Source organism: Actinomadura atramentaria DSM 43919 (assembly GCF_000381885.1).
Taxonomy (GTDB): domain Bacteria; phylum Actinomycetota; class Actinomycetes; order Streptosporangiales; family Streptosporangiaceae; genus Spirillospora; species Spirillospora atramentaria.
On record NZ_KB907216.1, the window covers coordinates 73,990 to 96,679 of the forward strand.

At 74.6% G+C, this 22,690-nt stretch carries 21 protein-coding genes; 12 read left to right on the forward strand and 9 right to left on the reverse strand.

The window, feature by feature from the left end:
- Window positions 1-33: 33 nt before the first annotated feature.
- Both G339_RS0121380 and G339_RS0121385 read right to left on the reverse strand, forming a co-directional pair.
- Window positions 34-807, reverse strand: coding sequence for an SDR family NAD(P)-dependent oxidoreductase (locus G339_RS0121380; protein WP_019633105.1), 774 nt, complete (start codon window positions 805-807; stop codon window positions 34-36).
- A gap of 220 nt (window positions 808-1,027) precedes the next feature.
- Window positions 1,028-1,810, reverse strand: a complete 783-nt coding sequence (locus G339_RS0121385) for an enoyl-CoA hydratase/isomerase family protein (protein WP_019633106.1) — start codon at window positions 1,808-1,810, stop codon at window positions 1,028-1,030.
- 356 nt (window positions 1,811-2,166) lie between these two features.
- On the opposite strand from G339_RS0121385, the gene G339_RS0121395 reads away from it, so the two are divergent.
- Together G339_RS0121395 and G339_RS34785 are read left to right on the forward strand one after the other, a co-directional pair.
- Window positions 2,167-5,160 (forward strand): DEAD/DEAH box helicase, encoded by a 2,994-nt coding sequence (locus G339_RS0121395; protein ID WP_019633108.1) that lies wholly within the window; start codon window positions 2,167-2,169, stop codon window positions 5,158-5,160.
- Complete coding sequence (locus G339_RS34785) at window positions 5,160-5,918, forward strand: SWIM zinc finger family protein (RefSeq protein WP_019633109.1); 759 nt, start codon at window positions 5,160-5,162, stop codon at window positions 5,916-5,918. The genes G339_RS0121395 and G339_RS34785 overlap by 1 nt, the downstream gene beginning before the upstream one ends.
- A gap of 54 nt (window positions 5,919-5,972) precedes the next feature.
- Here the strand turns inward: G339_RS34785 and G339_RS0121405 are convergent, their stop codons facing one another.
- A complete protein-coding gene (locus G339_RS0121405) occupies window positions 5,973-6,863 on the reverse strand; it encodes a M55 family metallopeptidase (RefSeq protein ID WP_019633110.1) in 891 nt (296 codons plus the stop codon).
- A gap of 115 nt (window positions 6,864-6,978) precedes the next feature.
- Between G339_RS0121405 and G339_RS0121410 the strand changes: the two genes are divergently transcribed.
- Window positions 6,979-7,236 carry a helix-turn-helix transcriptional regulator gene (locus G339_RS0121410; protein WP_019633111.1) on the forward strand — a complete coding sequence of 86 codons (258 nt, stop codon included), beginning with the start codon at window positions 6,979-6,981 and terminating at the stop codon, window positions 7,234-7,236.
- Window positions 7,237-7,247: 11 nt separating this feature from the next.
- On the forward strand, window positions 7,248-7,805 hold the full coding sequence (locus G339_RS37010; RefSeq protein WP_157407938.1) for a hypothetical protein: 558 nt from the start codon (window positions 7,248-7,250) through the stop codon (window positions 7,803-7,805).
- 20 nt (window positions 7,806-7,825) lie between these two features.
- Here G339_RS37010 and G339_RS0121420 read toward each other — a convergent pair whose 3' ends face one another.
- The 5 genes from G339_RS0121420 to G339_RS0121440 all read right to left on the reverse strand — a co-directional run bounded on the left by G339_RS0121420 (window position 7,826) and on the right by G339_RS0121440 (window position 14,468).
- Window positions 7,826-9,358 (reverse strand): serine/threonine-protein kinase, encoded by a 1,533-nt coding sequence (locus G339_RS0121420; RefSeq protein WP_019633113.1) that lies wholly within the window; start codon window positions 9,356-9,358, stop codon window positions 7,826-7,828.
- Entirely contained in the window at window positions 9,355-10,341 is a 987-nt protein-coding gene (locus tag G339_RS0121425; RefSeq protein WP_019633114.1) for an OmpA family protein, read from the reverse strand. Before G339_RS0121425 ends, G339_RS0121420 begins: the two co-directional genes overlap by 4 nt.
- Window positions 10,338-12,830: an Hsp70 family protein gene (locus G339_RS0121430; RefSeq protein ID WP_019633115.1), complete on the reverse strand. Its 2,493-nt coding sequence runs from the start codon at window positions 12,828-12,830 to the stop codon at window positions 10,338-10,340. Before G339_RS0121430 ends, G339_RS0121425 begins: the two co-directional genes overlap by 4 nt.
- Window positions 12,827-13,390: a nucleotide exchange factor GrpE gene (locus tag G339_RS34795; protein WP_019633116.1), complete on the reverse strand. Its 564-nt coding sequence runs from the start codon at window positions 13,388-13,390 to the stop codon at window positions 12,827-12,829. The genes G339_RS0121430 and G339_RS34795 overlap by 4 nt, the downstream gene beginning before the upstream one ends.
- Window positions 13,391-13,697: 307 nt before the next feature.
- Window positions 13,698-14,468, reverse strand: coding sequence for a GntR family transcriptional regulator (locus G339_RS0121440; protein ID WP_026341655.1), 771 nt, complete (start codon window positions 14,466-14,468; stop codon window positions 13,698-13,700).
- Window positions 14,469-14,619: 151 nt separating this feature from the next.
- On the opposite strand from G339_RS0121440, the gene G339_RS0121445 reads away from it, so the two are divergent.
- Entirely contained in the window at window positions 14,620-14,832 is a 213-nt protein-coding gene (locus tag G339_RS0121445) for a hypothetical protein (protein WP_019633118.1), read from the forward strand.
- A 258-nt stretch (window positions 14,833-15,090) separates the two neighbouring features.
- Window positions 15,091-15,456: an ACT domain-containing protein gene (locus G339_RS0121450; RefSeq protein ID WP_019633119.1), complete on the forward strand. Its 366-nt coding sequence runs from the start codon at window positions 15,091-15,093 to the stop codon at window positions 15,454-15,456.
- On the opposite strand, the gene G339_RS0121455 is transcribed toward G339_RS0121450, so the two are convergent.
- A complete protein-coding gene (locus G339_RS0121455; protein ID WP_019633120.1) occupies window positions 15,440-16,318 on the reverse strand; it encodes an NUDIX domain-containing protein in 879 nt (292 codons plus the stop codon). The two genes, G339_RS0121450 and G339_RS0121455, sit on opposite strands and share 17 nt — an antisense overlap.
- Window positions 16,319-16,468: 150 nt before the next feature.
- Here G339_RS0121455 and G339_RS0121460 point away from each other — a divergent pair, with 150 nt between their 5' ends.
- The 6 genes from G339_RS0121460 to G339_RS0121485 all read left to right on the forward strand — a co-directional run bounded on the left by G339_RS0121460 (window position 16,469) and on the right by G339_RS0121485 (window position 22,690).
- Entirely contained in the window at window positions 16,469-16,915 is a 447-nt protein-coding gene (locus G339_RS0121460; protein WP_019633121.1) for a DoxX family protein, read from the forward strand.
- Between the two features lie 190 nt (window positions 16,916-17,105).
- Complete coding sequence (locus tag G339_RS37015; RefSeq protein ID WP_051107916.1) at window positions 17,106-18,509, forward strand: serine/threonine-protein kinase; 1,404 nt, start codon at window positions 17,106-17,108, stop codon at window positions 18,507-18,509.
- Window positions 18,510-18,541: 32 nt separating this feature from the next.
- Window positions 18,542-19,903, forward strand: coding sequence for a serine/threonine-protein kinase (locus G339_RS37020; RefSeq protein ID WP_051107917.1), 1,362 nt, complete (start codon window positions 18,542-18,544; stop codon window positions 19,901-19,903).
- 74 nt (window positions 19,904-19,977) lie between these two features.
- Window positions 19,978-20,454: a PaaI family thioesterase gene (locus tag G339_RS0121475; RefSeq protein WP_033323938.1), complete on the forward strand. Its 477-nt coding sequence runs from the start codon at window positions 19,978-19,980 to the stop codon at window positions 20,452-20,454.
- A gap of 26 nt (window positions 20,455-20,480) precedes the next feature.
- Window positions 20,481-22,193 carry a signal peptide peptidase SppA gene (sppA, locus tag G339_RS0121480; protein WP_019633123.1) on the forward strand — a complete coding sequence of 571 codons (1,713 nt, stop codon included), beginning with the start codon at window positions 20,481-20,483 and terminating at the stop codon, window positions 22,191-22,193.
- Window positions 22,178-22,690 (forward strand): flavin reductase family protein, encoded by a 513-nt coding sequence (locus G339_RS0121485; protein ID WP_019633124.1) that lies wholly within the window; start codon window positions 22,178-22,180, stop codon window positions 22,688-22,690. Before sppA ends, G339_RS0121485 begins: the two co-directional genes overlap by 16 nt.

Below are 22,690 nucleotides of genomic sequence, written 5' to 3' on the forward strand. Positions count from 1 at the left end.
GACCCTCACCGAGTGCGCGTCGCGACGTTTCCGTCAGGGGGTCTGGGTCTCGGCGGCCTGCCGCCACATCCGGTTCGCGGCGGCGCGCAGGAGGGGCCGGGGCATGACCTTGAGCGCGGGCAGCGCCGCCTTGTACTGCGCGCCCGGGACGCACACGGCCCGGCCCGCCTCGACGGCGTCCAGACCCGCCCGCGCGACGTCCCCGCGGCGCATCCACAGCAGGTTGGTCGGGCTGTCGTCGTCGGTGCGGGTGAAACCGGGGCACAGCGCCGTGACGTGGACGCCGCGCGAGGCGACCTCCGCGTGCAGGCTCTCGGAGAACGCGGTGACGTACGCCTTCGTCGCGCCGTAGGTGGCACTGCCCGGCGACGGGGTGTAGCCGGCCATCGACGCGACGTTCAGCACGCCGCCTCTGCCGCGTTCCAGCATCGGCGGGAGCGCGGCGTGGGTGAGGCGGACCAGGGCGGTGACGTTCAGTTCGATCTCCTTGAGCTGGTCGTCGAGACCGAGGTCGGCGAACGCGCCGAACGCGCCGTAGCCCGCGTTGTTGACGAGCAGGTCCACCGGGTCGGCGCGCAGCCGGTCCTCGACGGTCGCGCGCTGCGCCGGGTCGGTGAGGTCGGCCGCCAGCACCTCGACGGCGACGCGGTACCGCTCGACCAGGTCGCGCGCCAGCCCGTCCAGCAGGTCCGCGCGGCGCGCGACGATGACGAGTCCGGTGCCGCGCCGGGCCAGGAGACGCGCGAAGCTCTCGCCGATTCCGCTGGACGCGCCCGTTACGAGCGCCGTTCGGTACGCCTGTCGCATGGCGGCTGATGCTACCGACCGCCAGCCAGTTTTAGCCCGGTTTCAGGTTTTAGTCGGAGGACGTCCGGGTAACACCCATCGCGAGGGTTGAGGGCTCTGGACGCCGGGGCCGTCCGGGATGTTGCGGTACATCCCGGACGGCCCCGGCTTCTTTTCGCCTCCCGCCGGGTCCGGCCCGCCGCCGATCGCGCGAACATCGGGTGAGGCGGTCGGACGTCCGTCAGCGGCCGGTGAACTTCGCCTTGCCCGGTCCTTCCTCGACGAAGCTCGTCATGCCGATCGTCCGGTCCTCGGTCGCGAACAGCGCCGCGAACTGGACGCGCTCGATCTCCAGGCCGGTCGCCAGGTCGGTCTCCAGGCCCGCGTCGATCGCCTGCTTGGCGGCCCGCAGGGCGGCGGCCGGGCCGCCGACGAACGTTCGGGCCCACTCCAGCGCCGCCGCGTAGACCTGGTCGTCGGGGACGACGCGGTCCACCAGCCCGATCGCCAGCGCCTCGGCGGCCTTCACGTGCCGCCCGGAGAAGACGAGGTCCTTGGCGCGGGACGGGCCGACGAGCCGCGCGAGGCGCTGCGTCCCGCCCGCACCCGGGATGATCCCGAGCTGGATCTCCGGCTGCCCGACCTTCGCACCCTCGCCCGCGACGCGGAAGTCGGCGGTCAGCGCGACCTCCAGCCCGCCGCCGAGCGCGTAGCCGGTGATCGCCGCGATGACCGGCTTGGGGATCGCGGCCAGCGCCTTGGTGAAGTCCTGGAGGCGGCGCGACGCCGCGCCCGCCATGTCGGCGGCGCCGAGCACGGCCATCTCCTTGATGTCCGCGCCCGCCGCGAACACCCGCTCGCCGCCGTACAGGACGACGGCCGCCACGGCGTCGTCCTCGCCGACCAGCACCGCGGCCTCGGCCAGCTCGCGCTGGACCTGCGCGTTGAGCGCGTTCATCTTCGGCCGGTCCAGCCGGATCGTCGCGATTCCGTCCTCGATCTCGACACGCACGAACTCGCCCACGAGCGTCCTCCCCTTGATGCGGCGGCTACGCGCCGAGCCTAACGAGCGACCCGCCGGCCACCCCGGGCAGGATCGCCGCATGTCCGTCATCGCCGGCCGGTGCGGCGGCCGGGGAACCGGAACGGCTGAGCGGGCCGCCGCCGTCGACCTTGCTCCCGCTACTGCAGCGTCGCGGCTGAGGGCGGCACGGTGTCGCGCAAGACGGACCGACCTGCTGTTCACGATCCCGATGACGATCTCGCGGCCCGGGCGGTTCGACCGCGTCCGGTACGCGTTGGACGTCGCCTGAACCGTCCGCAGCCGCTGCTAACGTTTCGAGCCGCCCGTCCCACGCCGTCGTCCCGGGGAAGAACGCCATGCTCGTCGCCCACGCCGCCTGGCACGGCGGCGCGCTGTGCCTGTGGGCGGAACGCACCGGCCCGCCCGATCCGGCGGACGGCGACGTCCATCCGTTCGCCTCGCGGAACTTCCGGGGGACGTCCTACGAACCGCTCGTCGGCGGTGCGCCGCGCGTCACGCTCGCGCTGGCGCTCCCGACGCTCGACGGGCTGCCGCTGCCGTCGCCCGAGTTGGGCCCGCGCCCGCACGACGGCGCGCCGGAACTCACCGCGTGGCGGGTGCCCGCGCTCGTCCTCGACCCGTTCGCGGCGATGGCACTGCTGTCGGCCGCCGAGGACGCGGGCGATGTCGTGCCGGGCTCGGACCTGCGGTACCTGTGCGTCCTCGCCGAGGAGGCGCGGTGGCTCGCGGCGCGGGGCCGCGTGCTGCCCGCTCTCGTCCGCGAGGACGGCGACCTCGCGGCCCGCTGGCGGCCCGTGCTGGACGACGCGGCGCGGCTGCGCGGCCTGGTCCGCGCGATGCCGGACGCGTGCCGCGCGGCGGATGGCGGACGCCCCGCCGCGGACGTGCTGCGCGAGGCGCTGGACGGGCTGACCGACACGGCGGTGCGCGGCACGGTCCCGCATCCGCTGCTCCCGGAGCGGACCGGCCGCGCCCCCGACCGGCTGCCGCTCCCCGAACGCTGGGTCGCCGCGCTCACCGGCCCGGACTCGTCGGTCGCCCGTGAGCCCGGCGACGACGCCGACGATCTGGCCGCCGAGCTGGACGCGTGGGCGGTCGCGGCGCGCCGCCCGTCCGGCCCGCTCGGCGTCTGCTTCCGGCTGGTCGAGCCCGGCGCGGAGGAGTACACCGAGGGCGAGCAGCCCGCGAAAGCCTGGCGCGTGGAGTTCGCGCTGCGCAGCGCCGCGGACCCGAGCCTGTACGTGCCCGCCGCGCTGGTGTGGGCGGGTGAGGCCGCGTCGGTCGCGGGAGCGGCGGAAGCGCTGACGACAGGGCTCGGCCGGGCACTGCGGCTGTTCCCCGAGCTGGCCCCGGCCCTGGACGATCCCGAGCCGGAAGGACTGCCGCTGGACACGGCGGGTGCGTTCCGGTTCCTGCGCCGGACCGCGCCGGTGCTGCGCGCGGCCGGGTTCGGCGTCCTGCTTCCGACGTGGGCGGGACGGGCCAGGCTCGGCCTGAAGCTCACCGCCCGCACCGAGCAGGACGAGCCGGGCGCGGCCGCGTCCTCCGGCTTCGATCTGGCGGGCATGGTCGACTTCCGCTGGGACCTCGCCGTCGGGGACGACACGGTGGACGAGGACGAACTGGCCGAGCTGGCGCGCCTCAAGGCCCCGCTCGTCCGGTTGCGCGGCCAGTGGGTCGAACTCGACGAGGAACAGCTCGAAGCGGCGCTGGACTTCCTGCGCCGCCCGCGCACCGGGCGTATGACGGCGGCCGAGGCGATGCGCGCGGTCGTCCACGCGGGCGACGACGCGCTGCCGCTGGCCGACGTCGACGCGGACGGCGCGTTCGGCGACCTGCTGTCGGGCGCGGCCGACCGCAGGCTCGAACCGATGGCGACGCCGCCGGGCTTCAACGGCGTGCTCCGGCCGTTCCAGGAGCGCGGCCTGGCCTGGCTGACGTTCCTGACGAACATCGGGATCGGCGGCATCCTCGCCGACTCGATGGGCCTGGGGAAGACCGCGCAGACCCTGGCGCTGCTGGCGGCCGAGCGCGCGGACGGACGGCGGCCGCCGCCGACGCTGCTCGTCGGCCCGATGTCGCTCGTCGGGAACTGGCAGCGGGAGGCCGCGAAGTTCACGCCGAAGCTCCGTGTGTACGTCCACCACGGCACCGGGCGGCGGCGCGGCGCGGACCTGGTCGAGACGGCGGGCGCGGCGGACCTGGTCCTCACGACCTACGGCACGGCGGCCCGCGACGCCGACGCGCTCGCCGCCGTCGAGTGGCACCGCGTCGTGTGCGACGAGGCGCAGGCGTTGAAGAACGGCGGGACGCGGCAGGCGCGGGCTGTGCGGGGCATTCCCGCGCGGACTCGGCTGGCGCTGACCGGGACGCCCGTCGAGAACCACCTGACCGAACTCTGGTCGATCATGGAGTTCGCGAACCCCGGGCTGCTCGGGCCGCGCGCCGTGTTCCGGCAGCGGTTCGCGGTGCCGGTCGAGCGCGACGGCGACGAGCGGGCGGCGGCCGCGCTGCGGCGCGCCACGCAGCCGTTCATCCTGCGGCGCCTCAAGACCGACGCCTCGATCATCTCGGACCTGCCGGACAAGCAGGAGATCAAGGTCTACTGCAACCTCACGGCCGAGCAGGCGTCGTTGTACCGGGCCACGCTGGACGACATGCTGGCGCAGATCGCCGAGAGCGACGAGAAGCGGCGGCGCGGGCTCGTCCTGGCGACGATGGCGAAGCTCAAGCAGGTGTGCAACCACCCGGCCCACCTGCTCAAGGACGGCTCGCGGCTGCCCGGCCGGTCCGGGAAGCTGGAGCGGCTGGAGGAGATCTGCTCCGAGGTCCTGGAACAGGGCGAGAAGGCGCTGGTCTTCACCCAGTACGCCGAGTTCGGGTCGATGCTGCGGCCCTATCTGGCGGCGCGGCTGGAGCGTCCCGTGCTGTGGCTGCACGGCGGGACGTCGCGTGAGGACCGCGACGACCTCGTCCGGCGGTTCCAGGAGGACACCGAGCCCGCCGTGTTCCTGCTGTCGCTGAAGGCGGCCGGAACGGGTCTGACGCTGACCGCCGCGAACCACGTCGTCCACGTGGACCGCTGGTGGAACCCGGCCGTGGAGGACCAGGCGACGGATCGCGCGTTCCGCATCGGGCAGACCCGCAACGTGCAGGTGCGCAAGTTCGTGTGCGTGGGGACGCTCGAAGAGCGCATCGACGACATGATCGAACGCAAGAAGTCGCTCGCCGAATCCATCGTCGGGAGCGGCGAGGACTGGCTGGCGGACCTGTCCGTCGCCGAACTGCGCGACGTGCTGCGGCTGTCGCCCGAGGCGGTGAGCGGCTGATGACGGTCGGGGTCGGGGAGCGGTGGTGGTCGCGGCGGCTCGTCCGGCTCGTCGGGGCGTTCGCGGACGCCGGGCGGCTGGAGCGCGGCGCGGCGTGCGCGCGCGAGGGCCGCGTGCGGGACCTGCGCGTGACGCCGTACGAGGTGACGGCGCGGGTGCGCGGCGCGGAGGACGAGCACCAGGTAGCCCTCGGGATCGACGCCGTCGATGACGACACCTGGGCGCGGATCACGGCGCTGCTCGCGTCCCGGCCCGTGCCGCGCGCGCGTCTGCTGGCGGGGGACGTACCGCCGGAGATCGAGCTGGTGTTCGCCGAGGCCGGCCGTCCGCTGTTCCCGATGACGGCGGACGATCTGCGGTTCTTCTGCGACTGCGCGGACTGGGGCGAGCCGTGCGAGCACGCGGCGGCGGCGCTGGACGCGCTCGGGGCGGCGTTCGACGACGATCCGTTCCTTGTCCTGGAGTGGAACGGGCGCGGGCGGGACGAGTTGCTGGCCGTCCTGCGCCGGCTGCCGCCGCCGGACGTCCCGGCGGACGACGCGGACGGAGACGGCGCCCCGTTGGACCCCGGCGCGTTCTGGACGGCCCCGCTCGGGCTCGCGGCGCTCCGGGACCGCCCGGCCGCTCCCCCGGCCCCGCCGGACCTCGTGCTGCGCGTCGCGACGCCGCCGCCGGTGAAGGTCCGCCGCCGTGCCCTGACGGACGTGCTAGCGCCCGCCTACGACGCGCTCGCCGCCTCGGCCGAGCAACCGGAATGAGCCGCCTCGGGACCGGCTCGCCGGTGAGCCGCACAGTCTGGCCCGTTTGATCCGTCAGCCGTAGTGCATGCCGGTGCAGCCGACTTCACCGGCGATCGTCGCGCACACGCCGAGCAGCCCGACGATCTCGGCGTAGTCCGGGGTCGTGAACTCGGTGGCGCGCGGGCCGGTGCGGCGGACGCCGGGAATGACCGCGCAGGACTTGGCCGTCGCCGTGGAGTTCCACGTGATCGCCAGCGTGTACGGGGCCGCGACGTCGTGGCGACGCCACGAACCCGGGTCGCGCAGGGCCGCGAGCGCGGTGTCGTAGATCATCCGCTGGGCTCGGGCGGGCGGGATCACCCGCGCCGCGTACCGATCGCGGCCCTCCTTGACGGCGACGACGGGCACGTCCCCGAGGACGCCGCGGGCTTCGACGCACGCGGCCGCGTCGCCTGCCACAAGCGCGACGGGAACGCCGAGGGACGCCGCGTAGCCCGCCATCAGGCGGATCTCCCCCGCGATCTCGCCGTTGAGGTGGACGTCGATGATCTCGCGGCCCATCCACGTGTGATTGAGCACGCCGTCCTCCACCCCCGCCCGCGCGTGATAGCCGACGTACAGCGCGGCGTCGAACGACGCGTCGAGGCCGTCTGCCATCCGCATCGGCCGGTAGGGACCACGCACGAGGACGCAGCGCTCGTCGATGAGGTCGGCGCGCAGGTTGCGGCCCTGGCCGTGCGCGTCCGCGACGACGACCTCGTCCGCGCCCGCGTCGAACGCGGCGCGGACGGCGGCGTTCGCGTCGCCGGTCATGAGCTCGCAGCCGCGCTCGTAGCCCCGGCCGCCCGCCCGCATCTCCTGCGGATCGGTGAGGCCGGAGACGCCCTCCATGTCCACCGAGACGAAGACCTTCATGATCGTCAGCATGCCCCGGCCGCGCGGGGCGGGCGTCAGCCGGGTCATCGACGTTGCAACTGTTCGATCGAATGTAGTAGAAGTACTATCAATCGACGTAAGCTTGCGACGGACGGGATGAGATGGACCGAACCAGAGTTCCAGGCCGAGGGCACTGACCCCAGTGCCGAAGGAGAACGACAAGGAGCGGGTCCACAACCGCATCGCGGTGCTGCGGGCCGAGCGGGGCGTCTCGCGGAGGGACCTCGCGCAGGCGCTCGGCGTCCACTACCAGACCGTCGGCTACCTCGAACGCGGCGAGTACAGCCCGAGCCTCCACCTCGCGCTGAACATCGCCGCCTACTTCGAGGTGCCGGTCGAGGTCATCTTCGCGCTGGAGCCGTTCCCCCGGCTCGGCGCAACGCGAACGGAGCGACCATGAACGGAGCCGTCATGAGCGACGACCGGAGGGCCGAGCGCCGTGCCGCGCGGGCACGGGCGATCACCGAGGCCGAGGTCCACCCGCGCTGGGCCGACCGGCGGGCGCGCCGCGCCCTCGTCGGCGGCGCGGCGGCCGCGCTCGCGCTGCCGTGGGCGGCGACGGTCGTCTGCTGGTTCCTCGCGCCGAGCACGACCGCGATGGTGACGACGTTCGTCCTCTGCGGGCTGTGCGCCGCCGCCTGGATTCCGATCGGCTCGCAGATCGTCACGATGACGCGCGGCGCGGCCGGGGCCGTCCCCGAAGAGTTCCTCGACGAACGGCAGCGCACGGAGCTGCTGCGCGCCCGCACGGTCGCGCACCGGGCGACGCTGACGCTGCTCCTCCTCACCGGGCTGATCGTGCAGCTCGCACTGCCGCACGACGCCATGACGCCCGAGGTGCCCGCCGCGGCCGTCGCGGTGCTGTTCGTGGCGCTGCTCGCCACCGTGGTCGCGCTGCCCGCGCTCGCCGCCGGCTGGAACATGCCCGACCCGCCGCCGGACGACGACGCAGACAGCGGCTCGCGCTAGGCCGAACCGCCCCGGCGTCGTCAGACGCCGGGGGGTTTCTCGCCCATCCCCCAGCCCGCGTTCAGGTGCTCGCGGATCGGCTCGAACTCCCGCAGCGTCGTGAACTCGTCCTTCTGGATGCCGTTGGTCCCCGAGACGTGCAGGCCGAGGACCCCGGCGAGCACCCCGGCGGCGATCATGAAGACGCCGCCCCAGCCCAGGCCCGACGCGATCAGCAGCACCGCGAGGGCGAACAGCACGACCGCGCCGCCGCAACCGAGGCCGAGCGAGGTCCGCTGCGTCGTCTGGTGCCGCGCGCGGCACGCCGCGCAGCGCGGCACCTCCAGGAACTTCTTCTGCCACGTCGTCCGCGTGCCGTTCGCGATCCGCGTCCGCTGGACGTTGGAATGCATTCCCTGCTTGTGGACGCTCTCCGCGTCGAACGGGTTCTGCTTGCAGAACCAGCAGGTGGCGTACATCAGGTTGTTCTCGACGGTGACCAGGTTCTCCTGGATGCGCGTCCGCGTCGTGTCGGTCGCGGCGCTGCCCAGGGCGCGGCGAAGCAGCCGCACGCCCGACGGGTAGTCCTTGGTCTCGTTGACGTGGGTGACGACGCACCGCATCGCGCTCCCCGCGACGTCGTCGCGGGCGCCCTGCAGCAGCGGATGGTCGCCCGGCAGCAGTTCCGCGAGTCCGCCGAGGACCGGTTCGGCCTGGTCGAGCAGGCGTTCGGCCTCGGCCGAGCCGCGCGCCGGATCGGCCTGGGCGGCGCGGAGCGCGCCTTCGGCGAGGCTGCGGACCAGGGCGGTGTCGGGCGCGACGGCGGTGCGCACGGCCTCGTCCACGGCCGCCGTGTCGAAGCCGCTGCGCCGGGCGAACCCGATGTAGACCGACGCGGCGCGCCGGTTGCCCGCGCGGGCGCTCTCCGCCGCGAGGCGCGCGTTGATCGACAGCAGCGCGGGCGGCAGCGCGCGGCGCAGGTCGGCCGCCGTGACGGCCGACAGACGGGGATCGCCGAGGTCCTGGATGCGCCCGTCCAGCAGCGGCCAGAACGTCTCCTCCGACATCAGTTGGCGCCAGCGCTCGTACGCCGTCGCCCACAGGCGCTGGTGGTCGTCGCCGAGGTCGCGGGCGTCGAGCGCGCGGGCGTGCGCGAGGACGGCCCGGTTGTGGACGGCGACGGCGCGGGCGCGGCCGCCGTCCGCGCGTCGCCACACCTCGTCGGCGGCGGCGCGGTCGCCGCGGCGCAGCGCGTCCAGGGCCTCGTCGCGCCCGCTGCGGTCCATCGGCCAGAACCAGAAGAACTCGTCCTCCAGGCGGCGGACCGGGTCGCGCAGCCGCTGCAGGGCCTCCTCGACGGCGGCGGCGTCGGGCGGCTCGGGCAGCGGCAGCAGCGGCGACCCCGACTCGGCGGCGGTGCCGAGCCTGGCCTTGACGCGCTGCTGCTCGGAGTGGCGGCGGATGTCGCGGGCGGTGGCGTCCACGGCCAGCCCGGTCACGCGGAACGCGTTCTCCCGGTACAGGTCGGGGCCCGCTTCGGCGAAGAACGCGCCCGCTTCGGCGTCCGTGCTCACGATCCTCCCGCCTCGGCGTCGCGCGGCGTGATCCGCAGCGTGACCGTCCGGTTCCTCTCCTGCCCGGCGCCGCCCCGGTGCGGGCGGCGGTCCCCGCCGAGCGTGGCCACGGCGAACCGCTCGGTCGGCATCCGCGACGCGCGGCGCAGCGCCTCCCGGACCACGCCCGCGCGGACCGTGCCGAGGTCGGCGTTCTCCGCGTAGCCGCCGCCGTCGCCGTCGGTGTGGCCGATGATCAGGACGGTGATCCGGTCGCCGTACGGGCGCAGCCGCACGCCGAGCGCGTTCAGCGCGGCGCGGCCCCGTTCCGTCAGCGCGCCGCCGTCGCGGAACAGGCCGCGCCGGAACGTCACCGACAGCTCGCCGGGGTCGCGTTCGACCTGGACGCCGGGGACGCGCAGGTCGATGCGGTCCAGGACGCCGTCAGCGCCGGGTGCGCGGGGCGCGCGCGGCGTCGCGGTGACCGGGTAATAGTCGATGATCGGCTTGGGCGACGAGTCGAGGGCCCACCGGCCGACGAGCACGCCGACCGCCAGGACCACGACGGTCCCCGCCGCGACGGTGCGCCAGCCGGGCCGGAACGCGCGGACGCGCCCGCGCCGCAGCCGCGCGACGCGCCGCCGCCCGGCGGCGAACCGGTCGTCGCCGGGCGCGAGGCGCTCGGCGGCGGACCAGAGCCGGTCGGCCTCGTCCAGGTCGCCGCACTGCGCGTGGACGCGCGCGAGCAGGTCCAGGACGGGCGCGGTGCGCTCGTCCTCGCCGAACGCGCGGTCGAGCAGGTCGCGGGCCTCGGTGTACCGGCCGCCGCGGGCCAGCCGGACGGCCTGCGCGAAGGCGACCTCCTGGACGGCGACGCGCAGTTCGGACCCGGCGCCGCCGGACTCCGGCCCCGGACGGGCGGGCTCCGGCTCCAGCGGTCCGTCCCAGACCGGTCCAGCGCCCAGCACCGGACCGCGCAGCGGGTTCCCGAGCGGCCCGCTCATCGTCCCCGCCGCACGGTCGAGAACGGGTCGGGCGCGGGCGGCGGCGTCGGGAGCTGGCGGCTCAGCATCGAGTTGACGTGCCGCAGCGTCGGGATGTCGCGGTTGGCGACGGCGCGGCGGCCGGTCTCGACGAGCTGCGCCGCCTCCTGCCGGTCCTTCATCTCACTGGTGAGGGCCTGCAGTTCCTCGAACGCCAGCAGCGCCAGCTCGCCGGTCTCGTCCATGACGCGCAGCGCGACCTGACGCATCTCCTCGGCCCGCTGCCGGAGCAGGTCGGCGTCGTGCGCGGTGATCGCGGCCTGCACCGCCTCCTCCGCGGACGTCAGCATCCGCACGTGGTTCGGGCCGCCGCTGTTGCGGACGACCTGGCGGACCGCCTCGGTGATCTCGCGGACCTCCTGCACGAGGCGCGGCCACTCCAGTTCGTCCTCGGCCTCGTCGATGGCGGCCTTGAGGTCGAGCAGCCGCTTCCCGCACGTCGTGGCGGCGTCGGGGTCGACGCGGGCGGCCTCTACCATCGCCTCGATGTCGGCGACGATGTTCTCCGCGTCGATGCGGGCCAGGACCTCGCGGGCGCGCTCGTCGCGGTACTCGTCGGCCTGCCGCCGGACTCGCGCGAGCCGCTGCTTCTCCTGCTCGGCGTCGCGTGCCAGCTCCTCGTGGCTGGGGACCGTCTCGGTCTGCAGGTTGATGGCGTGCTCGAACTCCTCGTCCAGGATCGGGACGTAGGCGCGCGCGACCACCAGCCGCGATTCGTCGATGACGAGCGTCAGGTCGACCTCGCTGCCCTCGGGCACGTCCCGGCGGACCTGCTCGGGATCGACCTCCAGCCGCCCGATGCGCCGGTTGCGGTCGGCGCGGTGGTGCTCGCCCTCCAGCACCGGGATGCGGATCATGCCCTGCGCGGAGCCCCGGCTGACGCCCACGGTGGTGCGCAGCAGGATGCGGCGGCGCGCCGGCAGCGGCGTGCCGCGCCGGATCAGCCACTCGACCTCGTTGCCCGCGAGCCCGACGCCGATGGAGTGGGTCAGCGGCGGCTGGGTGTCCACGACGCCGACGGTGTACGTCAGCGAGTCGGGGGTGACGGGCCGGACGGTGCCGGTCGCGTCGGTGACCTCGATCGCGAAGCGGTTCGCGCGGCCCCGCTCCGCCCACAGCGTCGCGGTGAACGCGCCGTCCGCCGTCAGCGGGATGCGGCCGCTGCGCCAGGCGGGCTTGGCCTCGGCGTTGACGAACTCGACCGCGCAGCCCTCGGTCGGGCCGCCCGTCACCCGGCCGCCGACGAACGGCTCGGTGTCGGGGCCCATCGGCTTGTACTCCAGCTCGATCGCGTACGAGCCGGGCGCGACCGGCGCCGCCACCGCGTCCGGGGCCGCCTCCAGCCGCTGCCCCGCCGCGAAGATCGCCGCGCCGCGCGCGACGGCCGTGATCGGGTCCTGGCTGTGGTCGAGCGGGATGCCGAGGCCGTGGACCGGGTCGGCGAGGCGCTCGCGCAGGTACGGCGAGAGCGTCGGTCCGCCGACCAGCAGCACCTTCTCGATGTCGCCCGGGCCGAGGCGGCTCTCGGTGAGCGCCTTGCGGCACAGGTTCACCGAGCGGACGACGAACGGCTCGATCAGCCGCTCCATGTCGGCGCGCCGCAGGTCGTACTCGAACTCGAACGTACGACCGGAGTCGTCCTGCAGCTCGACGAGGATTTCGGCGGACTCGGCGCGGGACACCCGGATCTTGGCGTCCTCGGCGGCGAGCTTGAGCTTGTTGATCTCCTTGAGCCAGCGCGGGTTCCCGCGGCTGAGATCGGTGACGCGGTGCTCCTGCGTCACGGCGGGGATCAGCAGCTTCTCCACGATCGCCCAGTCCAGGAGCTTGCCGCCGAGGAAGTTGTCGCCCCGGTGGTTGACGACGGTGAACTCGCCGTCGCGCACGTTGATCACGGCGGCGTCGAACGTGCCGCCGCCGAAGTCGTACACCAGCCAGAACGCGTTGTCGTCGGCGGACTGGAAGCCGTACGCGAGCGCGGCGGCGGTCGGCTCCTGCAGCAGCGGCGCGTACGACAGCCCGGCCAGCTCGGCGGCGCGGCGCGTCGCGTCGCACGCGCTCAGCTCGAACGCGGCCGGGACCGTGATGACGGCGGCGCGGATGTCCTCGCCGGTGCGCTGCGCGACGTCGCGGCGCAGCGACTTCAGCACCTCCGCCGACAGCTCCTCCGGCTCCATCGTCCGGTTGCTCGCGCCGAACACCTTCGGCTGCCCGGTCGTGCCCATCCGCAGCTTGAACTCGACGCAGGTGTTCTCCGGGTCGAGTTCGTTGCGCTCCTTGGCGGCGCGTCCGACGTACAGCCGCTCGCGGCGGTCGATCATGACCGCCGACGGCGTCGTGTCGAACCCGTCGTTGTTCTTGATGATCTCCGCGCCGACGCCCTGGATCACGGCGATGGCGCTGTTCGTCGTACCGAGGTCGATACCGAAGTCGATCGTCGTCCTGGTCATCGGTTGTGCGTTTCCTCCGCTGCGGCTTCCTGTTCCTCGGACTCGTCCGGGGTTCCCACGATCACCTCGGCGGTCTGCAGGGTCTCCCCGTGCAGGTACACGCTCGGCCGGATCGTCTCGATGACCTGCTCGCGCGCCAGGCCCGGCGTGGGCTGGAAGGCGACGACGGTCAGCGACAGGCCCGGGTCGAACGGGTCGCCCAGGTGGTCCTTGACCTCGACCCCGGCGTCGGCGAGCGCGTCCCACGCCGTGTCGGCGTGCCGGACGACGGCGCGCGGCGCGTCGGGATCGGCGGCGACCCGGGTGCGGAGCCGCCACAGGCTCGTCGCCAGGTCGGCCGCCGAGGACGCCGGGAGCCCCTGGGCCGGTTCGGCCGCGGGCGGCGGATCGACCGCGTCGGCCCGCCCGGCGGTCGCGGCGCGCTCGGCCTCGGCCGCGCGGGCGAGGTCGGCCAGCGCGGCGAGCGCCTCGGCCGGCCACGGCGTCCGCCTGATCCGGAACTCGGGGGGCCGTGTCCACTGCCGCAGCGCGGCCCCGATCTCCCCCCGCGCGGTGCGCATGCGCCCGGTCCTCCGCTCGCCGGTGATGAGAAGCCCTCACGCCGGACGCCCGCGCACACGCGCCCGGCGGTGACGCGTGCGGTCACCGCGGGTGTTCGTTCGGCTTCTCGGCGGGGGCGGCCGACGCCGAAAGACTAGGCGGCGGGTCCGGCGCAACGGGCGTAAACGACCGGACTCGGCCAGTTACCGGTTTTCTCCGAACTTTCACCGTCCCGGAGCGATCGAAGTCCCGTGGGACGCAGTACGCCCGGCGTCGGCGTCCGACACCGTTCCGGGCGCGTTCAACCGCCGTTCGGCGGCGCGCCGGTCACAGGTCGATGGCGTAGTCCAGCAGAACCCGGTCGGCGGGGATGACGATGTCACGGCAGACCTCCAGCACGGCGTCGTCCGACAGCAGCCGCCGGGTGATCGTGACGACCGGCGTCCCGGCCGCCATCGCGAGCGTCTCGGCCTCCTCCGGCGTCGGCATCCGCGCACCCACCGACTCCTCGACGCGCGTCGCGGGACGGCCGAGGAACCCGAGTTGCGCGAGCGTCCCGCCCGGCCACGGCTCCCGGTCGGGGTCGGCGACGGGCGTGCCGCCGACGAGCGACCACGGCAGGTAGTTCACCGAGATCTGCTGCGGCCTGCCGCGCGAGTAGAAGACGAAGCGGCGGCGCAGCAGTTCGGTCCCGGGCGGAAGCTCGAACAGCGCGGCGAGGTCCGGTGCGGCGCGGGTGCGGTCGAACTCGCGGTCGAGCCGGTACTCGTCCCAGCCGATGCGCTGATCGTGCGTGAAGGTCGTCGCGGGTTCGGGGGCGGGGGCCTCGGCCGGTCCGGCGAAGCGGCGGTACCGGTCCATCGCGACGCGGCGGACCGGCGGGGCCGCGCGCACGACCGTCCCGCCGCCGCGCCGCGTCTCGACGAGCCCCTCGCCGCGCAGCATCGCGACCGCCTGCCGCACGACGATCTCCGAGACGCCGTGCTCGGCGCTCAGCCGGGCGAGGGTCGGCAGCCGCGTGCCCGGCGGATGGACGCCGCCGCGGATGCCCTCGCGCAGGATGTCGGCAATGCGTTGGTAGGCCGGGCGATGGCGCACCGGCGTCACCTCCTTCGTCCCGGGCGGCGGGCACCGGACGCGCGGGCGCTATCCCCAGGGGGACGGTCCGCTTACGGACAGCTTGACACCTCTTTTAACCCAGTTAGAGATTTGTATACAGAAAAGCCTCCTCGGGGAAAGGACGACCTGGATGGGCGACTTCGAGGATCAGAAGGCGGCCATCGAGCGGGACTTCCCCGGCTGGCTGGTGTGGCGCAGCGACGCGGGCCGCTGGTACGCGACCCGGGGCGGCGACCTCACCGACGCGCAGCTCCACGCGGGCGGGGCCGCGACGGTCGCCGCCGACGACGCCGACGGCCTGCGGGCCAGGCTCGCCGGGCGGCGCGCCGGCGGGGACGGCTGAGCCGTGGACGCGCGGAGCGACCGGCCCGGTCCCCGCTCGGGGGCGGACCGGACCGGTGCGCCCGTACCGCACCGGGACGTCAGGGCCTTCTGGCGTCCCGGTGACGCAGGAGTGGAGTCCCGGGCGGCGGGGTGGAGGTCACCGCCCGGGCCAGCAGAACGTGACCGCACGGGCGCCGCGTCGGCGCGACCCCTGGCGGAAGGCGGGTTCGTCCGTGCGGTCGCCTCCGACCGGCCGCCGCCCCGTAGGCTCGCGGCCATGACGATCCAGCGCCTGCGCCGCGTCCCCGGCCGGTTCCTCGTCGAGCACCTGCCGCACGCCACGCTGCCCGAGGACGACGAGTGGATCGCGCTCGTCCGCGCGCCGGAGGGCCTGACGGTCGTCCGGGAGGCCGCGCCGTTCGCCGCGGGCGAGCGGTGGGCGGGGTTCTACGGCGACTCCCCGCACGGCCTGGACACGCCGGGGATGCTCGCCGCGCTCGTCGGGCCGCTGGCCGACGCGGGGATCTCCGTGTTCGTCGCGTCGACCTACCACGCCGACCTGGTGCTGGTGCCCGAGCACCGCGCGGAGGACGCCGCGGGCGTCCTGGCCGCGGTCGGGCATCGCGTCATCGAGTCCGCTTAGGGAGCCGGGCCAGGAGCCAGCGCGGGCCGACGACGTGCGCGCCGGCCGCCTCGCAGCGGGCCCGCAGCTCGCGGTCGGCGGTGACGACGACGTGCCGGACGCCGGGCTCGGGCGCGGAGACCAGGTCGACGACGCAGTCGTCGCCGCTGCCCGGCGCGGCCCGCACGCTGACGCCCGGGTGCGGCTCGCCCGCGATGCCCTTCGCCGCGCCTTCCACGACGAGCACGATCTCCGGCATGACGGTCGTGTAGGGGACGAGCCCGTCCGGCAGGCCGCGCACGCCCGACGTGAGGGCGGCGAGGTCGTCGCGCAGCCGCGCGTTGGCCCCGGCGCGGTCCTTCCACCAGCCGTCCGCGCGGGCGCCGACGACGTTCGCGGCGTCCACGACGAGTTCGACGCGCACGAGCCCGTCGCGCAGCGTGGGCCAGGTCCGGGCGAAGGGCGCGAACAGGCGGCGCTTCTCGACGTCCTCGACCGGAACCCATTCGGCGCGGCGCGTCTCGCGGGACGCGGCGCGCACCTCGGGCAGGTCGGCGACGGAGCCGATCACGGCCGTGTAGACCCAGCCGCCGTGGTCCTCGGCGGACGCGCCGTGGACGCGCACCGCCGCGACGTCGAGCGTGCATTCCTCGGCGGTCTCGCGCAGCGCGCCCTCGACCGGGTCCTCGTGGCTGTGGAGCGCTCCGCCGAAACTGCCCCACGTCCCGCCGCCGAGGCCCCACCACGCGCGCTGCTGGAGCAGGACCCGCACGACGCCGTCGTCGCCGCGGTGGAAGGCCATCAGCCCCGACGCGCCGTACCGACCCCAATGCGTGTGGCCGAGCCCGCACCGCGCCCAGCCGTCGCCGTCACCGTCCGCCATGCCACGAACCCTAGCCCGCCGGGACTCGTCAACAGCGGGCCGGAGAGATTCGGGTCACGCGCCAGACCCCTTGCTGCTTAGGTAAGCCTTACCTAAATATGGAGCCTCGCTCGGTTACGACCTTCTCGAACCGAAGGAGATCCCCCCACCATGAACGGACGCCTCACCAGCGCCCAGCCGTACGTGCTCGTCCTCTTCCGCGTCGTCGTCGGCCTGCTGTTCGCCTGCCACGGGGCGGCCTCGCTGTTCGGAGTCCTCGGCGGCGCGCACGGCGGCGGCGCCGTCGCGGCCTGGACGTGGCCCGGCTGGTACGCGGCGGTGATCCAGCTCGTCGGCGGCGCGCTCGTCGCGCTCGGGCTCGGCACCCGGGCCGCCGCGCTCATCGGGTCCGGGTCGATGGCCTACGCCTACTTCAAGGTCCACCAGCCCGGCGCGCTGTGGCCGATCCAGAACGGCGGCGAGCCGTCCGCGATGTTCTGCTGGACGCTGTTCCTGCTGGTCTTCACCGGTCCCGGGCCGATCTCGCTGGACCGGGTTCTCGTGCGGCGCGGCGCGGTCGTCGAGGCCGTCCCGGAGAGCACGCCCGCCGCGGCCTGAGCGGCGTCCCGGAGGCCCCCGGCGCGCTCCGCGGCCGGGGGCCTCCGCATGCCGGTGGATCGGGCCAGTTCCAGTCGAACAGATGACCCCGGATCGCCCTCTAACTTCCTTGAAATATCCGTCGATGCCGGTCGATGTCCATCGATAGCGTGGACTTACGCCCGGTGTCGAGCGCGAAGGAGGGAGCGCGATGGCCGTCTCGCCGCTCGGACCCGGCGATCCGCCCGAGATCGGCGGTCACCGGCTGCGCGGTCGGCTCGGGGAGGGCGGGCAGGGCGTCGTCTACCTCGGCGAGGCGCCGGACGGCCGCCGCGTCGCGGTCAAGGTGCTGAAGAACGCCGACGCGGCCGCGCGCGGGCGCTTCGCCAACGAGATGGCGGCGGCGCGGCAGGTCGCGCCGTTCTGCACCGCGGCCGTCCTGGACTCGTCCGCCGACGGGCCGCTCCCCTACGTCGTGTCGGAGTTCGTGGACGGGCCGTCGCTGGAGCAGCGCGTCGTCGCGGACGGGCCGCTGCGCGGCGGCGACCTGCACCGGCTGGCGGTGAACACGGCCAGCGCGCTCGCCGCCATCCACGGCGCGGGCATCGTCCACCGCGACCTGAAGCCCGCGAACGTCCTGCTCGGACCGGACGGACCGCGCGTCGTGGACTTCGGTGTCGCGCGCGCGATGGACGACGGCGACAGCACCCGGCTCGTCGGGACTCCTGCTTACTTCGCGCCCGAGTGGCTGTCCGGCGGGGCGCCGACCGCCGCGTCCGACGTCTTCGCCTGGGCCGGAACGATGGTCTACGCCGCGACGGGCCAGCCGCCGTTCGGACGCGCCCCGACGCTGCCCGCCGTCCTCCACCGCGTCGCCAACGCCGAACCCGACCTCACCGGCGTCCCCGAAACACTGCGCGACCTGCTCCGGACCTGCCTGGACAAGGACCCCGCGCGACGGCCGACCGCCCGCGACCTCATGGTGCGTCTCGTCGATCCGGGCGCGCCGCCGCCGCGCCGCGACACGTCGCTGGACCGTCCGATCGCTGTTCCGGACGTCACAGACCCCTCGGTTCCCGCGCCGCGTCGGCACCGCGCGCGGTGGGCCGTGCTCGCGGCGTCCTGCGTCGCGGTGGCCGCGCTGGTGGTCGGCGCGTTCGTCCTCCTTCCCGACCACGGCGGGAAGCCGCACGTCCGGACTTCGACGGGCACACCCATCCAGCCGTCCGACGACACCGGCTCGCCGGAGGCCCCGGCGACCGACGCGCCGAGCACGGGCGGCGTGGTCGTGCCCGCCGCGTACGCCGGGACGTGGACCGGGAAGGTCGAGCAGGAGGCGGGTTTCCTCCAGGGCGCCTCGTCCTCCGACGTGACCCTGACCCTGCGCGAGGGCCGTTCGGACGGCGAGTCGTCGTACGGCGCGTGGGGCTGCAAGGACCACGTGACGGTCGTGAGCGCGGACGGCGACACGCTCGTCGTGCGCGAGACGCCCGTCAACACCGCCGGGAACGGCGGGCTCTGCACCGGCGGCACCGTCACGCTGACCAAGCGCGGCGACGCGCTGGAGTACTCGTCGCACGAACTGCTCGCCGTCTCCGGGACGCTGCACCGCTGACCGGTCCCGCACCGCCGATCCAAGGAGCCGTGATGGCCGCCCTTCCCCTGTCGAAGGACGATCCAGCCGAGATCGGCGGATACCGGTTGACCGGCCGGCTCGGGGAGGGCGGGCAGGGCGTCGTCTACCTCGGTGAGGCGCCGGACGGCCGCCGCGTCGCGGTCAAGGTCCTGAAGAACGCGGGGGCCGCCGCGCGAGCCCGCTTCGCGCGGGAGATGGCGGCGGCGCGGCGGGTCGCGCCGTTCTGCACCGCGGCCGTCCTCGACTCGTCGGCCGAGGACGAGCTGCCGTACCTGGTGTCGGAGTTCGTGGACGGCCCGTCGCTCCAGCAGCACGTCGCCGACACGGGGCCGCTGCGCGGGGACGAGCTGCACCGGCTGGCGGTGAACACGGCCAGCGCGCTCGCCGCCATCCACGCGGCCGGGATCGTCCACCGCGACCTGAAACCGGCGAACGTCCTGCTCGGTCCGGACGGACCGCGCGTCGTGGACTTCGGTGTGGCGCGCGCGATGGACGCCGAGGACAGCACGCAGCTCGTCGGGACGCCCGCGTACTTCGCCCCGGAGTGGTTGAAGGGCGATCCACCGACCGCCGCGTCCGACGTTTTCGCCTGGGCCGGAACGATGGTCTACGCGGCGACGGGCCAGCCGCCGTTCGGACGCGCACCGACTCTGCCCGCCGTCCTCCACCGCGTCGCCAACGCCGAACCCGACCTCACCGGCGTCCCCGAAACACTGCGCGACCTGCTCCGGACGTGTCTGGGCAAGAACCCGGCACGGCGTCCGACAGCGCGCGACCTGATCACCCGCCTGGTGGAGCCGGGCGAACCGCTGGACGTGACGCTGACCGAAGCGCTCCCCCGCCCCGCCCGCCGCCGCCCGGCGCGGACGCTGGTCGCCTGCGCGGCGGTCGGCGCGGCGGCGTGGGGCCTGGCCGACGCGCTCCCGCACGACCGGGGACGCGACCCGGCGCGGCCGTCGCCCTCGGTGTCGAGCACGACGTTCCACTCGCAGACCAGCTCGACCACCGTCACGACCGACCAGAACGGCACGACGCGCCCCGGCCCGCTCCCGGCGGCGTTCGCCGGGACGTGGACCGGCACCGTCCGGCGCGCGGCGGGCTTCGGCATGGGCGCGTCCACCAGCGAGGTGACCCTGACCCTGCGCGCCGGCGAGGGCCGCGGGACGACGTACTACAAGGCGTGGAAGTGCCGCGGCGCGCTGACCGTCCTGACGTCGGTCGACGACCGGCTCATGCTGATCGAGGCACCGCCGGGCGGGCACACGACGCAGCTCGCCTGCGCCGGCGGCTCGCTCACGCTGACCAGGCGCGGCGACCGGCTCGACTACTCCAACACCAGCCTCGTCCCGATCGAGGGATCGCTGGGGCGGTGACCGACCGCACGTCGCGTCGCCGGACCGGTCCCGAATACGATTCGGCGGAGGAGACCGGGACCGAGGAGGACCAGTTGAGCGCGGACATCGCCAAGGAGACCGCCGACCTGTGGAACACGCTGACGGGGGCGGAGCTGATCCAGGCCATCGGCGACGGCCGCTTCCCGCAGATCTCCGACATCAACGACCACATCGGCCAGGTCATCGTCGCAGCCGAGCCGGGCCGAGTCGAGATCTCCTGGACGCCCGCCGAGAAGCTGTGCAACCCGGGCGGGACCGTCCACGGCGGCTACATCGCGATGATCCTCGACAACGCGGTCTGCCTCGCGGGCGCGAGCACCGGCGAGGTGTTCATGCCGATGCTGACGCTGAACCTGAACGTGGACTACCTGCGCAGCGTCCAGGCGGGCGTCGCGTACACGGTCGTCGGGACGTGCGTCCACCCCGGCCGGACCCGCATGTTCTCCACCGCCGTCATCACCGGCCCGGACGGCCGCCCCGCCGCGCAGGCGTCCGCGAGCGTGCTCCCGAACCGGGCGTTCGCCCGCTGATCGAGGCCACCGCATAGGCTGGCGTCATGGTGGAACCCGGCTCAGTCGTCACTCTCGTACGGCAGGCTCGCGAGCGCCGCACGGCCCCGCTGATCCTCGAACTGGACCTGTCCGACGGGCTCGTGGAGACGCCGCCGCCCGACGCGATCACCGCGCTGCTGGCCATGCGCCGCACCCATCTGCGCGACGTGCTGGACGGCCTGCGGCGCGCCCGCGCCGACGAGCGCGTGCGGGCGCTGGTCGCGCGGATCACGCCGGGCACGCCGCTCGCGCTCGCGCAGGAGCTGCGCGACGCCGTCACGGCGTTCCGCGCGGCGGGCAAGCTGACGATCGCGTGGGCGGAGACGTTCGGCGAGGGCGGCCACGGGACCGTCCCCTACTACCTGGCGAGCGCGTTCGAGCAGGTGTGGCTGCAGCCGTCCGGCGAGCTGGGGCTGACCGGCGTCGCGCTGGAGGAGCCGTTCTTCGCGGGCGCGCTGGAGAAGGTCGGCGTCAAGCCGGAGTTCGCCAAGCGGTACGAGTACAAGACGATGGCGAACACCTTCATGGAGCGCGCCTACACGCCCGAGCACGAGGAGTCCTCGCGGCGGCTCGTCGAGTCGCTCGGCGAGCAGGTCACGGCGGGCATCGCCGAGGCGCGGCGGCAGCCGCCCGAGCGCGTCCGGGAGCTGACGGACTCGGGGCCGCTGCTGGCCGCCGAGGCGCTGGAGGCGGGCCTGGTGGACCGGCTCGGCTACCGCGACGAGGTGTACGCGCACGTCCGCGCGAAGGTCGGCGGCGAGCCGCTGCTGCGGTTCGTCACCCGCTACCGGCGCGCGCAGGCGCTGACCCGCCGCCTCCCGCAGCCGGGGAAGCCGGACTCCGTCGCGCTCATCACCGGGATCGGGGCGATCCGCCTCGGCCGCAGCGGGCGCGGCGGGCCGCTGCCCGCGCAGGGCCCCGCGATGGGCTCGGACACGATCGGCGCGGCGTTCCGCGCGGCGGTCCGCGACGAGCACGTGAAGGCGATCGTGTTCCGCGTCAACAGCCCCGGCGGGTCGGCGGTGGCGTCCGACGTGATCTGGCGCGAGGTCGTGCTCGCCCGCGAGGCGGGCAAGCCGGTCGTGGTGTCGATGGGGAACGTCGCCGCGTCCGGCGGGTACTACGTCGCGATGGCGGCGGACACGATCGTCGCGCAGCCGGGCACGATCACCGGCTCGATCGGCGTGGTCGTCGGGAAGGCCGTCGTCACCGGGCTGCTGGAACGCGTCGGGGTCGGGCTGGGGCACGTCGCGTCCGGGGAGCACGCGCGGATGTTCTCGGCGACGAAGGACTTCAGCGAGTCGGAGTGGGAGCGCGTCAACGCCTCCCTCGACGCGATCTACCGCGACTTCACCGCCAAGGCCGCCGAGGGGCGCGGGCTGTCGCGCGAACGCGTCCACGAGCTGGCGCGCGGACGCGTCTGGACGGGCGCGGACGCCGTCGAGAACGGCTTGGTGGACGAGCTGGGCGGCCTGGAACGCGCGCTCGTCCTCGCCCGCGAGAAGGCCGGGCTGCGCGCCGACGCGCCCGTCCGCACGTTCCCGCACTCGTCGCCGCTGGACCGGCTGCGTCCGCCCGAATCCAGCGAGGACCGCACCGCCGCGGCCGTCAGGCTCGGCCCGTTCGACGGGTGGGGGGCGCTCGGCGGCCTCGCCGCGCGGCTCGGCCTGCCCGCCGCCGGGCCGCTGACGCTGCCCGGCTCGTGGGAGATCCGCTGAACGCGGCCCCGCGCGACGACTTCACGGAGGCGATGGCGGGCTTCGCCACGGGCGTCGTCGTGCTGACCGTCCGGGACGGCCGCGACGACCACGGGACGACGGTCACCGCGTTCCTGTCGGTGTCGGCGGACCCGCCCACGGTCCTGGCGAGCCTCACCAGCACGTCGTACCTGGCGGAGGTGCTTTCGCGCCGCGACCGGTTCGCCGCGACCGTGCTCGGCGCGGGGCAGCGCGCGCTGGCGGGCCGGTTCGCCGCGCCGGGCCGACCGGGCGCGCGCATCCTGCTGGCGGCCGAGCTGCACCACCGGGGCGCGGTGTCGGACGCGCTCATCCCCGACGCGTCGGTCACGTCCTTCGAGTGCGAGATCCGCGACCGCGTCCCCGCCGCCGACCACACGCTGTTCGTCGCGGAAGTCCTCGCCGTGGACCACTTCACGCGGTCCGTTGCCCCGCTGATCAGGCTGAACCACCGCTACCTGCACGCCGATCCGCACTGA

Coding starts and splice junctions, on each gene's coding strand:
- G339_RS0121380 (WP_019633105.1), bottom strand. CDS start 807: ATGCGACAGGCGTACCGAACGGCGCTCGTAACGGGCGCGTCCAGCGGA.
- G339_RS0121395 (WP_019633108.1), top strand. CDS start 2,167: ATGCTCGTCGCCCACGCCGCCTGGCACGGCGGCGCGCTGTGCCTGTGG.
- G339_RS34785 (WP_019633109.1), top strand. CDS start 5,160: ATGACGGTCGGGGTCGGGGAGCGGTGGTGGTCGCGGCGGCTCGTCCGG.
- G339_RS0121405 (WP_019633110.1), bottom strand. CDS start 6,863: ATGACCCGGCTGACGCCCGCCCCGCGCGGCCGGGGCATGCTGACGATC.
- G339_RS37010 (WP_157407938.1), top strand. CDS start 7,248: ATGAGCGACGACCGGAGGGCCGAGCGCCGTGCCGCGCGGGCACGGGCG.
- G339_RS0121425 (WP_019633114.1), bottom strand. CDS start 10,341: ATGAGCGGGCCGCTCGGGAACCCGCTGCGCGGTCCGGTGCTGGGCGCT.
- G339_RS0121430 (WP_019633115.1), bottom strand. CDS start 12,830: ATGACCAGGACGACGATCGACTTCGGTATCGACCTCGGTACGACGAAC.
- G339_RS34795 (WP_019633116.1), bottom strand. CDS start 13,390: ATGCGCACCGCGCGGGGGGAGATCGGGGCCGCGCTGCGGCAGTGGACA.
- G339_RS0121445 (WP_019633118.1), top strand. CDS start 14,620: ATGGGCGACTTCGAGGATCAGAAGGCGGCCATCGAGCGGGACTTCCCC.
- G339_RS0121450 (WP_019633119.1), top strand. CDS start 15,091: ATGACGATCCAGCGCCTGCGCCGCGTCCCCGGCCGGTTCCTCGTCGAG.
- G339_RS0121455 (WP_019633120.1), bottom strand. CDS start 16,318: ATGGCGGACGGTGACGGCGACGGCTGGGCGCGGTGCGGGCTCGGCCAC.
- G339_RS0121460 (WP_019633121.1), top strand. CDS start 16,469: ATGAACGGACGCCTCACCAGCGCCCAGCCGTACGTGCTCGTCCTCTTC.
- G339_RS37015 (WP_051107916.1), top strand. CDS start 17,106: ATGGCCGTCTCGCCGCTCGGACCCGGCGATCCGCCCGAGATCGGCGGT.
- G339_RS37020 (WP_051107917.1), top strand. CDS start 18,542: ATGGCCGCCCTTCCCCTGTCGAAGGACGATCCAGCCGAGATCGGCGGA.
- sppA (WP_019633123.1), top strand. CDS start 20,481: ATGGTGGAACCCGGCTCAGTCGTCACTCTCGTACGGCAGGCTCGCGAG.